We start from the raw sequence: 11,946 nt of genomic DNA on the forward strand, positions 1-11,946 counted from the left end.
TCTGGCCCGGTGACGTGTTCGCTACTTGATCAGGTAGATCGTCGCGAAGAGGCCGATCCAGACGACATCGACGAAGTGCCAGTAGTAGGACACGACGATGGCCGACGTGGCCTGTTCGTGGGTGAACCTCTTGGCCGCGTACGTCCGGCCGAGGACCAGCAGGAAGGCGATGAGACCGCCCGTCACGTGCAGACCGTGGAACCCGGTGGTCAGGTAGAACACGGAGCCGTACGGACCGGACGAGAGGCTCATGCCCTCGTGCTTGACCAGCTCGGTGTACTCGAACACCTGGCCGCCAATGAAGATCGCACCCATGACGAATGTGATCATGAACCACGACCGGAGCTTCTTCACGTCACCGCGCTCGGCTGCGAATACGCCGAGCTGGCAGGTGAGGGAGGAAAGCACCAGGATCGTCGTGTTCGTCGCCGAGAAGGGCAGATTCAAGGCCGAAGCCTGCTCTGACCAGTACTCGGCACCTGTCACGGATCGCAGGGTGAAGTACATCGCGAAGAGGGCCGCGAAGAACATCAGCTCGGAACTCAACCAGATGATGGTTCCGACGCTGACGAGGTTCGGCCGGTTGACCGTCGGGTGCGCGTGCCCGGTATCTACTGTCGTTGCTGTCGCCACGACCGACATTATGTCGGTCGCTTATCCCGCCCTCACCCCGGGGGGTGCCGTTCGGAGTGTCAGGGGCGTGTGCAAGGCCCGAACGGCCCATCAGATCGGCCCCGGAACCTTCATCGGCGAGGCTGTCCGAACCGATGTTGACAGCGGGTCGGACGGAGTAGCATCCCGCGCAACATCAACGTGATTCACGGCACCGTGGAGGAACGAAATGCGGTCGACTGCACGGGTTCTGGTCTACAGCGACGACGCGAGCACCCGCGAGCAGGTGCGGCTGGCGGCCGGGCGCAGGCCGGCCGCGGACCTGCCGCCGGTCGAGTTCGTGGAATGCGCCACGCTCCCGGCCGTCCTGAGCGAGCTGGACGCGGGCGGGATCGACGTGTGCGTGCTGGACGGCGAGGCGGTTCCGGCCGGCGGCATGGGCGTGTGCCGGCAGATCAAGGACGAGATCTTCCAATGCCCGCCGGTGCTGCTGCTGATGGGGCGTCCGCAGGACGCCTGGCTGGCCACCTGGAGCCGTGCGGACGCGGCGGTGACCCTTCCGGTCGACCCGGTGGAGTTCGCGGACGCCCTGGCGGGCCTGGTGCGTTCCCGGCTGTCGTCGGCCGCCTGACGCGCGGCCGGACCGGCCGGGCTCAGACCTGCGGGCGCAGCCGGGCCTGGTCGATCGGACTGCGGCCTTCCTGGGTGCCCTTGAGGAGGGCGCTGCCGTCGCGCCACTCCTTCCAGTCCAGGTTCCAGTCGCCGAAGCCGTTGCCGAAGGGCTCCATGTCGTCGCCGATACTGTTGATCACCCGGATGATGTCGCCCTCGGTGATGTTCTCGTAGAACCAGGCGGCGTTGCCCGTGCTCATGCCGGTGCAGCCGTGGCTGACGTTCTCGGAGCCCTGCGAGTCAACGGACCACGGCGCGGCGTGCACGTATTCACCGCTCCAGGTGACGCGGGTCGCGTAGTAGACGGGCAGGTTGTAGTACTCGCTGCCGCCGATGCCGACGGTGTCGCCGCGCATCTGGACGAAGTACTGCTTGCCGAGCACCACCTTGACCCCGTTGCGGGTGGAGAATCCGGGCTTTCCGGTGGTCACCGGAATGGTGTTGATCACTTCTCCGTTGCGCTCGAACGTGAGGTAGTGCGCGGACGCGTCCGTGGTGACCTCGACGCGGTCCCCGATCTCCAGCGTCAGCGGCTTGGCCGCGGCCCCGTGGAACTCGTCGGAGATCTTGATGCCCTCCAGATTGCTCCGTACGGAGACGGTGGAGTGGGCGGGCCAGTAGTCCTTGGGGCGGAAGTGCAGGTGCTTGTCGTCCACCCAGTGCCAGGCGCCCTCGACGCCCGCCGGCGTGGAGACGACCAGGCCGCGCTCCACGATCGCCCGGGCGGCCTTGTCCGAGATGGGCTCGTTGAGTTCGGCCGTGAGGGGCTGTCCGACGCCGTACTTGCCCTCGTCCGGCCCGAATTCGACCTTGAGGACCTGCTTGGCCGGAGTGGTCTCGAACGTCAGCCTGCGCTGCCCCGGAGCGCCGCGCTCGTCCTCGGTGTTCACCAGGACCGTGTAGTGGGCACCGGCGGCCATCGGGGCGGTGCTGTGCCAGCGGTCGCCCTTGGCGCTCAGCTCGCCCGCGAGACGGCGTCCCTGGGAGTCCACGGCGGACACGTCGGTGATCCGGCTGCCGCCGGTGCCCTTGGCGGTGATCTCCAAGGGCTTCTCGGGGTCGACGGGCCGGCCGCCCGGCGGCTGGTTGAAGACGACCTGGTCGCCCGCGTCGTACGGGCGGGCTGACAGCGGGTTGTCTCCGGGCCCGCAAGCGGTGGCGCCGGCCCCGAGGGACGCCACCAGCACGGAGCAGCTGAGTACCGTCCAAAGACGCGGTGAGTGCTTCATGGAGCCCACGCTATGAAGGTATGACCATTGCTGCGCGCGGGGTGACTGCAAACGAGGGGCCCGAACTCCTCCATTGGAGGTGTCCGGGCCCCAGGCCTTGTCTCGGTGCTGCGGTCCTACTGGTTCTGGTTCTCACCGCGGTAGTACTCGTACACCCAGCCCCACAGGCCGATCAGGATGATCGGGGCCGAGAAGTACATGAGCCACCAGCCGAAGATGACGCCCATGAACGCGAGCGCACCGCCGATGCCCAGCGAGAGCGGCTGCCAGCTGTGCGGGGAGAAGAACCCCAGCTCGCCCGCCTCGTCGGCGACGTCGGCCTCCAGGTTGTCCTGGGCCATCTCGTCCACGCGCTTGGCCGTGAAGGCCAGGTAGTAGCCGATCATGACGCTCAGGCCGAAGGCCAGGAAGAGCGCGGTGGTTCCGACGGGCTCCTTCGACCACACGCCGTACACGACGGCCATGATCAGGATGAAGAAGGAGAGCCAGAGGAACATCTTGCCCTGGATCTTCACTTGTCGGCCTCCTTGCCACCGGTGACGGCCTTGGCGGCGACGCTGTGGTCCTCGAGGTGGTCGAGGGCTGCGATCTCAGGGTGGTGCAGGTCGAACGCCGGCGACTCGGAACGGATCCGCGGCAGGGTGAGGAAGTTGTGCCGCGGCGGCGGGCAGGACGTCGCCCACTCGAGCGAACGGCCGTAGCCCCACGGGTCGTCGACCTCGACCTTCTTGCCGTACTTCGCCGTCTTCCAGACGTTGTACATGAACGGCAGCATCGACATGCCCAGCAGGAACGAGCTGATCGTCGAGATCGTGTTCAGGGCGGTGAAGCCGTCGGCCGCGAGGTAGTCCGCGTAACGACGCGGCATGCCCTCGGCGCCCAGCCAGTGCTGCACCAGGAACGTGCCGTGGAAGCCGATGAACAGCGTCCAGAAGGTCATCTTGCCGAGGCGCTCGTCCAGCATCTTGCCCGTGAACTTCGGCCACCAGAAGTGGAAGCCGGCGAACATCGCGAACACCACGGTGCCGAAGACGACGTAGTGGAAGTGCGCGACGACGAAGTACGAGTCGGAGACGTGGAAGTCCATCGGGGGCGAGGCCAGGATGACGCCGGTCAGACCACCGAAGGTGAAGGTGACCAGGAAGCCGATCGTCCAGAGCATCGGGGTCTCGAAGGACAGCGAGCCCTTCCACATGGTGCCGATCCAGTTGAAGAACTTCACACCGGTCGGGACCGCGATCAGGAAGGTCATGAAGGAGAAGAACGGCAGCAGCACACCACCGGTGACGTACATGTGGTGGGCCCACACGGTCACGGAGAGGCCGGCGATCGCGATCGTCGCCGCGATCAGGCCGATGTAACCGAACATCGGCTTGCGGGAGAAGACCGGGATGATCTCGGAGACGATTCCGAAGAATGGCAGCGCGATGATGTACACCTCTGGGTGTCCGAAGAACCAGAAGAGGTGTTGCCAGAGCAATGCGCCGCCATTTGAGGCGTCGAATACGTGGGCGCCGAACTTGCGGTCGGCCTCCAGCGCGAAGAGCGCGGCGGCCAGCACCGGGAAGGCGAGCAGGACCAGGACACCGGTCAGCAGCACGTTCCAGGTGAAGATCGGCATGCGGAACATCGTCATGCCGGGGGCGCGCATGCAGATGATCGTGGTGATGAAGTTGACCGAGCCGAGGATCGTGCCGAAGCCGGAGAAGGCCAGACCCATGATCCACATGTCGGCGCCGATGCCCGGCGAGCGGACCGCGTCCGACAGCGGGGAGTAGGCGAACCAGCCGAAGTCGGCGGCGCCGTTCGGCGTCACGAAGCCGGCCACCGCGATGGTCGAGCCGAAGAGGTACAGCCAGTACGCGAACATGTTCAGCCGCGGGAACGCCACGTCGGGCGCGCCGATCTGCAGCGGCATGATCCAGTTCGCGAAGCCGGCGAAGAGCGGGGTGGCGAACATCAGCAGCATGATCGTGCCATGCATGGTGAACGCCTGGTTGAACTGCTCGTTCGACATGATCTGCGTGCCCGGACGAGCCAGCTCGGCGCGCATGAGGAGCGCCAGCACGCCGCCGATGATGAAGAACACGAACGACGTGACCAGGTACATCGTGCCGATGGTCTTGTGGTCGGTAGTGGTCATCCACTTCACGACGACATTGCCCGGCTGCTTGCGCCGCACCGGCAGCTCGTTTTCATACGAGTCGGCGGCGGCACCCTGAGATTCGTTGAGGATGCTCACAGTTTGTTCGTCTCCGCATTCCGGGCCGGGTCAGTCTGCTTGATGCCGGCCGGGAGGAAGCCGGTCTGCCCCTTCTCGGCCAGTTCCTTGAGGTGCGCCCGGTAGACCTCGGGCGAGACGACCTTCACGTTGAAGAGCATCCTGGAGTGGTCGACGCCGCAGAGCTCGGCGCACTTGCCCATGAAGGTCCCCTCCTGGGAGGGGATGACCTCGAAGACGTTGGTGTGGCCCGGGATGACGTCCTGCTTGAACAGGAAGGGGACCACCCAGAAGGAGTGGATGACGTCGTTCGACGACAGGATGAAGCGGACCTTCTCACCCTTGGGCAGCCACAGCGTGGGGCCGGGGTTGCCGGTCTCCAGGTTGCGGTCGCCGGGAACGCCCTTCTCGTAGACGCCCTCGGCGCCCGCGGGGAATTCCTTGGTGAAGCGGTCCGGGATGTTGGCGAGCTCCTTGGGGACCTCGCCCGCCTTCGGGGTCGCCGCATCGCCGTCGACGTTCTCGACGTAGTTGAAGCCCCAGCTCCACTGGAAGCCGATCACGTTGATCGTGTGAGCCGGCTTCGGGGTGAGGGCGAGCAGCTTCGACTCGTCACGCGCGGTGAAGTAGAAGAGCACCGAGACGATGATGAGCGGGACCACGGTGTACAGCGCCTCGATGGGCATGTTGTACCGGGTCTGCGGGGGGACCTCCACCTTCGTCCGGCTGCGCCGGTGGAAGATGATGCTCCAGATGATCAGACCCCAGACCAGGATGCCCGTGATGAGGGCAGCTGCCCACGACCCCTGCCACAGGGACAGGATGCGAGGCGCCTCCTCCGTGACCGGATAGGGCATTCCGAGCCGGGGGAAGTCTTGCCAGTTGTACGAGCAACCAGTGGCGGTCGCCAGGACCGCGCCCGCAGTCAGCGCCTGCAGCAGCTTCCGCCGCATCGGGCGCCGCGGCGAGCGGTCGGAGCCGTAGGGACTCACGTAGCGCCTTCCCGAGAGTCTCGGCCCGCGCGGCCGGCCGCGGCCGTATTCGGGTCGGTCGCCGGCCCTGACGCAGGCAGGGGTTTGGATGTTTATGCGGACCAAACCCTACTGGACGCTATTTGGGGTCGCGCGGGGAGGGTGCCCAACGCGCCGCTACTGCCCCCGAAGGGATGGATCCGCCGTACGGGGGACGGCCCAACACCCCCTGAATGGCGGCCTCCGGAGGCCATCTGACGACCCCTGACCTCGAACGTCGCCGGCCGGCGACTAGCGTGCCCGTATGCCGTACTTCGACACCGCGTCCGCCGCTCCCCTGCACCCCGTGGCCCGGCAGGCGTTGCAGGCCTCCCTGGACGAGGGCTGGGCGGACCCCGCCCGGCTCTACCGGGAGGGCCGGCGCGCCCGGCTGCTGCTGGACGCGGCGCGCGAGGCGGCGGCGGAGGCCGTGGGCTGTCGCCCCGACGAGCTCGTGTTCACTCCTTCGGGGACGCACGCGGTTCACACGGGGGTGGCGGGAGCGCTCGCCGGGCGCCGGCGCGTCGGCGGTCATCTGGTCGTATCGGCGGTCGAACACAGTTCTGTACTCCACGCGGCGGCGGCGCACGAGGCCGCCGGGGGGACGGTGACCCAGGTCCCGGTGGACCGCGCGGGCGCGGTCTCCCCCGCCGGATACGCCTCCGCACTGGACGCGTCGACGGCCCTGGCCTGCCTCCAGTCGGCGAACCACGAGGTGGGCACGGTCCAGCCGGTGGCGGAGGTGGCCGAGGTCTGCGCGGCGGCCGGGGTGCCGCTGCTGGTGGACGCGGCGCAGTCGCTGGGCTGGGGCCCGGTGGAGGGCGGCTGGTCGGTGCTCACCGCGAGCGCGCACAAATGGGGCGGTCCGGCGGGGGTCGGGCTGCTGGCGGTCCGCAAGGGCGTCCGCTTCTCGCCCCAATTCCCCGCCGACGAGAGGGAGTCGGGCCGCTCCCCCGGCTTCGTCAACCTCCCGGCCGTCGTGGCGGCGGCGGCCTCGCTGCGGGCCGTACGGGCCGAGGCCGACGCGGAGGCGGCCCGGCTGCGGATCCTGGTGGACCGCATCCGGCGGCGCGTGGCCCGGCTGGTGCCGGACGTGGAGGTGGTCGGGGACCCGGAGCGGCGGCTGCCGCACCTGGTCACGTTCTCCTGCCTGTACGTCGACGGCGAGACGCTGCTGCACGAGTTGGACCGGGCGGGCTACTCCGTCTCCTCCGGCTCCTCCTGCACCAGCTCCACGCTGACCCCCAGTCACGTGCTCCGGGCGATGGGCGTGCTGTCGGAGGGGAACGTACGGGTCTCCCTGCCGTCGGGGACGACGGCGCAGGAGGTGAACGGCTTCCTGGAGGTGCTGCCGGGGGTGGTGGCGGGGGTCCGCGCCACGCTCGGCGTCAGCGAACCGGCCGCCGTGGCGCCGGTGTCGGACGCGCTGGAGATCGACGCCCTGGGCCTGCGCTGCCCCCAGCCGGTGATCGAGCTGGCCCGCGCCATCACCGCGGTCCCGATCGGCGGCACCGTCACCGTCCTCTCGGACGACGAGGTGGCCCGCCTGGACATCCCGGCCTGGTGCACCATGCGCGGCCACACGTACGAGGGCGAGGCCCCGCGCCCGGCGGGGGTGGCGTACACGGTCCGCCGCCGGGTATGACCCCGGCGGGACCGGATCCGGCCCCGCCGGGGTGTCAGGCCCGGGGGGCTACGCCGCCAGGTGGGCGCGGACCTCGGACGCCGCGTCCTCGCCGTAGGCCTTCGTGAAGCGCTCCATGAAGTGCGCCCGCGCCAGGGTGTACTCCTGCGTGCCCAGCGTCTCGATCACGAGGGTGGCCAGCATGCAGCCGACCTGCGCCGCGCGCTCCAGCCCGACGCCCCAGCCGAGACCGGTCAGGAACCCGGCGCGGAACGCGTCGCCGACGCCCGTCGGGTCCACCTTCGCCGTCTCGTCCGGGCAGCCGACCACGATCGGCTCCTTGCCGACCCGCTCGATCCGCACGCCCCGCGAGCCCAGCGTGGTCACGCGCGTGCCGACCTTGCCCAGGATCTCCTCGTCGGTCCAGCCGGACTTCGACTCGATCAGGCCCTTCTCGTACTCGTTCGAGAAGAGGTACGTCGCACCCTCCATCAGCGTGCGGATGTTCTCGCCGTCCATCCGGGCGATCTGCTGCGAGAAGTCCGCCGCGAACGGGATCCCCCGCGTCCGGCACTCCTCCGTGTGGCGCAGCATCGCCTCGGGGTCGTCGGCGCCGATGAGGACGAGGTCGAGCCCGCCCACCCGGTCCGCGACCGCCTTCAGCTCGATCAGACGGGCCTCGCTCATCGCGCCCGTGTAGAAGGAGCCGATCTGGTTGTGGTCGGCGTCCGTGGTGCACACGAAGCGCGCGGTGTGCAGCACCTCGGAGATCCGCACGGACTCGGTGTCGACGCCGTGCCGGTCCAGCCACGCGCGGTACTCGTCGAAGTCGTACCCGGCCGCGCCGACCAGGACCGGGCGGATGCCGAGCTGGCCCATGCCGAAGCAGATGTTCGGGCCGACGCCGCCCCGGCGCACGTCGAGGTTGTCGACGAGGAAGGAGAGGGAGACCGTGTGCAGCTGGTCCGCGACGAGCTGGTCGGCGAAGCGGCCGGGGAAGGTCATGAGGTGGTCGGTGGCGATGGAGCCGGTGACTGCGATACGCACGGCGTGGACGCTCCTGCGGAGGACGGCGAGGGGGACAGTCAAAACTACCCGGTCGCTGCCCGGACGCCGACCGCACGAAACTACCCCGTAGTAGGTCTTTCTTCGCCCGCTGCGCCGTGCCTACCGTGCCCCCATGACCTACACCGATGGTTTCGGGTACGCGGGTACGGCCGAGAAGGGCGCCGCCGACACGCGGCCCGGCTTCGCACGGCTGCTGGGTGACTGCGCCAGGATGGCTCCGCACTGGGCGGTCCCGGCGGACCCCCGGCCGGACCGCGTGGCGCCCTCGCAGATCCACGGGATCAGCGTCCCGCCGGCCTCGGCCCGTCTGATCGCCTCCACGGCCGAGTACGGGGACTAGGGGGTAGCGACCGGCCGGCGAGGGGCCGGGGAACCGGTTCGCCGTCTGTTCCGTCACAGCCGCATCAGCCACTGCGGCGAGGGCGAAGGAGCAAGCGGTGACCAGCGAACAACCCGACACATCACGCGGCACACGGCGGCGGCCGGCCTGGGCCATCGGCTCGATCGCGGCCGCCGTCCTGATCGCGGGCGGCGGTACGGCGTACTGGGCGTCGGCGGCCTCGGGCGACGGCAAGCAGGGCGCCCGTACGGCCGACAGCGCGGCCTCGGCGCCCCGCGTCGCGCCGAACCCCTCCGGCCCGGGCATCGCCCCCGGCGAACCGGACCCGCACGGCAGCGGGGTGACGTACCGGGCCGACGTGAAGCTCCCGGACGCCCCGGCGACCGCGCCGTCCTTCGCCGCGACCGGCGAGGTCGGCCCGGAGGAGGCGGCGCGGCTGGCGACGGCCCTGGGCATCCCGGGCACCCCGCGGCTCACCGGCGAGACCTGGCAGGCCGGGGAGGGCGCCGACGGCTCCGGGCCCCGGCTCACGGTGACCCACAAGGCCCCCGGGACCTGGAACTTCTCCCGCTTCCAGGGGACGGGCGGCGCCGGTGACGACTGCAAGCGCGGCAAGGACACCTGCGGCCCGGCCACCCTCCCCCAGGCGGACGGCGCGGACGGCAAGGGCGGGGCGGACGCCAAGGGCGGAACCCCGGTGAGCGAGGAGGCCGCCAAGGCCGCCGCCGCCCCGGTGCTCGCGGCGCTCGGCCAGAGCGGGGCCAAGCTGGACGCCCGGCTCACGCAGGGCTCCGTACGCGTGGTGACGGCCGACCCGGTGATCGACGGGCTGCCCACCCAGGGCTGGGCCACGAAGGTCAGCGTGGGCGCGGACTCCCAGGTGGTGGCGGGCAGCGGTGAGCTGAAGGCTCCCGTACGCGCCGCCGAGCGGCCGGTGGTCGGGGCCGTCGAGGCGCTGGCCCGGTTGAACCGGTCCTCGGCCGGAACCGGCGGTACGGACCCGGGGCCCAGCGGCTGCGCGACCTCGGTCCCGCTGACCCCGGACACCCCGGTCGGCGCCGGGGACACGCCTCCCTGCAACCCGGAGCCGCGGCCGATGAAGCCGCCGCGGACCGAGACCGTGAAGGGGGCGGTGCTCGGACTGGCCCCGGGGACCGTGGACGGGGCGCGCGGCCTGGTGCCGGCCTGGCTGTTCGAAGTGGCGGGCAGCAACGGCGGGCCCGGCCGTACGGTGGTCCAGCCGGCCGGTGAGGACGCCACGGCCGTGCCGTCGGCTCCGAAGGGCGGGCGGACCGTGCCCGGGGTCTCGTACCAGGAGGCCGACCGGAAACTGACCGTGAACTTCTGGGGCGGGGTGTGCAGCACGTACGCCCTGGAGGCGCGGGAGGAGGCCGGATCGGTCTCGGTGCGGATCACCGACACCCCGAACGAGCCGGGCCGGGCCTGCATCATGCTCGCCCAGGACATGACGGTGTCGACGACGCTCCAGCAGCCGCTGGGCGAGCGCAAGGTGATCGACGCGACGACGGGCAAGCCGCTCCCCCGGCAGTAGCCCGCCGAGCACACGGGAGGCCCCCGGCACCGAAGGTGCCGGGGGCCTCCCGCCGTCCGTACTCGCTACAGGCTTAGCTGAAGGAGTCGCCGCAGGCGCAGGAGCCGGTGGCGTTGGGGTTGTCGATCGTGAAGCCCTGCTTCTCGATGGTGTCGACGAAGTCGATCGAGGCACCGTGCAGGTACGGGGAGCTCATCCGGTCCGTGACGACCTTCACACCGTCGAAGTCCTTGACGACGTCGCCGTCGAGGGAACGCTCGTCGAAGAAGAGCTGGTAGCGCAGGCCGGAGCAGCCACCGGGCTGGACGGCGACGCGGAGCGCCAGGTCATCGCGGCCTTCCTGCTCCAGCAGGGTCCTGACCTTCTCGGCGGCGGCGTCGGACAGGAGGATGCCGTCGCTCACAGTGGTCTTGTCGTCCTGTACGGACATCTGCATTCACTCCCGAAGTGGGCGGCTCCCCACCCAAGGCAGGGAAACGTCGGACTCTTGCCGTCGATGGCAACGAGCGGGGCCGCGGATTCATTCCCGGCCCCGATGCTTGATCTTGTCAAGGACTCTCAGGGCATCAGCCACGGAGGAGATTGTATCCGGAACGTACGTGCGGGCGCGCAGTTCCTGGGGCCCAGCGACGTCGGGCGCTAGCCTGGCCGGGTGAAGCTGGTGGTACAGGTCAAGCTCGAACCGACACCTGTACAAGAAGCGGCGCTCGAAGCCACTTCGCGTGCGTGCAATGAGGCGGCATCGTGGGTGAGCACGGTGGCGTTCAACGAGAAGGCGTACCAGGACCTCACGCTCCGAAAACACTCGTACGCCGAAGTGAAGGCACGATGGGGCCGAATCAAGGGTGTGACGTTCACCGGCGGCCCTGAGCAGCTCGCCACTCTCGTCCGTTACCGCAGAGGCGAGTCGGATGGGCGGATCATGGCCGGGCGGCAGCTGAACCGGCTGCGGCTTCAAGATCGGAAGCTGCGGGCCAAGCTGCAGCGCAAGAACACCAAGTCCGCCAGGCATCGAGCGCAGCGCCGCCGCCGCAAGGAGGCCCGGCGGGCCAGGGACGTCAATCACAAGATCGCGAAATACATCGTGGCCGAGGCTGAACGCACCGGGCGCGGGATCGGTCTGGAAGACCTGACCGGGATCCGCGAACGGGTACGACTGAGGAAGCCCCAACGGGCCGCGTTGCACTCCTGGGCCTTCGCCCAGCTCGGAGCGTTCATCGCGTACAAGGCTCGCCGTGCGGGGGTACCGGTGGTGTACGTCGATCCGGCGTACACCTCCCGCACCTGCGCCGAGTGCGGCTACGAGGACGAAGCGAACCGGGTCAGTCAGGCTCGGTTCGCTTGCCGGTCGTGCGGATTCGTTGATCACGCCGACCGCAACAGCTCCCGCAACATCCGCGCCCGCGCGCAGATGCCGTGGCGACGCGGGGCCCGGTCAACGGCCCCGGCCATCTCGAAACCCGAGATGGCCGGACGCGGGCGACAGGCCACAGCCAGTGGTACGGCGCAGCGCAAGCCCGCCCCTTCGGGCGAAGGTAGTTGACATATTCATGCTCATGAACTGCGAGCCCTGGGGCGAATTCGTCACATCGACACTATCGGCATCGTCAAAGTGACG

12 protein-coding genes are annotated in these 11,946 nt (G+C 69.4%); 5 read left to right on the forward strand and 7 right to left on the reverse strand.

What is annotated here, in order from left to right:
- Positions 1–21: 21 nt before the first annotated feature.
- Positions 22–642 (reverse strand): heme-copper oxidase subunit III, encoded by a 621-nt coding sequence (locus OG509_RS11700; protein ID WP_030156112.1) that lies wholly within the window; start codon positions 640–642, stop codon positions 22–24.
- Between the two features lie 199 nt (positions 643–841).
- Between OG509_RS11700 and OG509_RS11705 the strand changes: the two genes are divergently transcribed.
- Positions 842–1,243: a hypothetical protein gene (locus OG509_RS11705; protein ID WP_385591494.1), complete on the forward strand. Its 402-nt coding sequence runs from the start codon at positions 842–844 to the stop codon at positions 1,241–1,243.
- 22 nt (positions 1,244–1,265) lie between these two features.
- Here the strand turns inward: OG509_RS11705 and OG509_RS11710 are convergent, their stop codons facing one another.
- From OG509_RS11710 to coxB, 4 genes are all read right to left on the reverse strand, one after another.
- A complete protein-coding gene (locus tag OG509_RS11710; RefSeq protein ID WP_406182278.1) occupies positions 1,266–2,513 on the reverse strand; it encodes an Ig-like domain-containing protein in 1,248 nt (415 codons plus the stop codon).
- Positions 2,514–2,629: 116 nt separating this feature from the next.
- Positions 2,630–3,028, reverse strand: coding sequence for a cytochrome c oxidase subunit 4 (locus OG509_RS11715; protein ID WP_030156117.1), 399 nt, complete (start codon positions 3,026–3,028; stop codon positions 2,630–2,632).
- Complete coding sequence (gene ctaD / locus OG509_RS11720) at positions 3,025–4,755, reverse strand: cytochrome c oxidase subunit I (protein WP_385591498.1); 1,731 nt, start codon at positions 4,753–4,755, stop codon at positions 3,025–3,027. The genes OG509_RS11715 and ctaD overlap by 4 nt, the downstream gene beginning before the upstream one ends.
- The gene (gene coxB, locus OG509_RS11725) at positions 4,752–5,726 is read right to left on the reverse strand and encodes a cytochrome c oxidase subunit II (protein ID WP_385591500.1); all 975 of its coding nucleotides are present in this window, start codon (positions 5,724–5,726) and stop codon (positions 4,752–4,754) included. The genes ctaD and coxB overlap by 4 nt, the downstream gene beginning before the upstream one ends.
- A gap of 283 nt (positions 5,727–6,009) precedes the next feature.
- Between coxB and OG509_RS11730 the strand changes: the two genes are divergently transcribed.
- The gene (locus OG509_RS11730) at positions 6,010–7,389 is read left to right on the forward strand and encodes a cysteine desulfurase/sulfurtransferase TusA family protein (protein WP_406182281.1); all 1,380 of its coding nucleotides are present in this window, start codon (positions 6,010–6,012) and stop codon (positions 7,387–7,389) included.
- Between the two features lie 48 nt (positions 7,390–7,437).
- Here OG509_RS11730 and OG509_RS11735 read toward each other — a convergent pair whose 3' ends face one another.
- A complete protein-coding gene (locus OG509_RS11735) occupies positions 7,438–8,415 on the reverse strand; it encodes a carbohydrate kinase family protein (protein ID WP_406182283.1) in 978 nt (325 codons plus the stop codon).
- Between the two features lie 133 nt (positions 8,416–8,548).
- Between OG509_RS11735 and OG509_RS11740 the strand changes: the two genes are divergently transcribed.
- Together OG509_RS11740 and OG509_RS11745 are read left to right on the forward strand one after the other, a co-directional pair.
- Positions 8,549–8,776, forward strand: coding sequence for a hypothetical protein (locus tag OG509_RS11740; RefSeq protein ID WP_385591506.1), 228 nt, complete (start codon positions 8,549–8,551; stop codon positions 8,774–8,776).
- Positions 8,777–8,873: 97 nt separating this feature from the next.
- Positions 8,874–10,328, forward strand: a complete 1,455-nt coding sequence (locus OG509_RS11745) for a hypothetical protein (protein WP_406182285.1) — start codon at positions 8,874–8,876, stop codon at positions 10,326–10,328.
- A gap of 73 nt (positions 10,329–10,401) precedes the next feature.
- Here OG509_RS11745 and erpA read toward each other — a convergent pair whose 3' ends face one another.
- Positions 10,402–10,758, reverse strand: coding sequence for an iron-sulfur cluster insertion protein ErpA (gene erpA / locus OG509_RS11750; RefSeq protein ID WP_030010511.1), 357 nt, complete (start codon positions 10,756–10,758; stop codon positions 10,402–10,404).
- 222 nt (positions 10,759–10,980) lie between these two features.
- Between erpA and OG509_RS11755 the strand changes: the two genes are divergently transcribed.
- Positions 10,981–11,871, forward strand: coding sequence for an RNA-guided endonuclease InsQ/TnpB family protein (locus OG509_RS11755; RefSeq protein WP_406182287.1), 891 nt, complete (start codon positions 10,981–10,983; stop codon positions 11,869–11,871).
- Positions 11,872–11,946: the final 75 nt, after the last annotated feature.

The sequence above is a fragment of the Streptomyces sp. NBC_01006 genome (genome assembly GCF_045162725.1).
Lineage (GTDB): Bacteria > Actinomycetota > Actinomycetes > Streptomycetales > Streptomycetaceae > Streptomyces.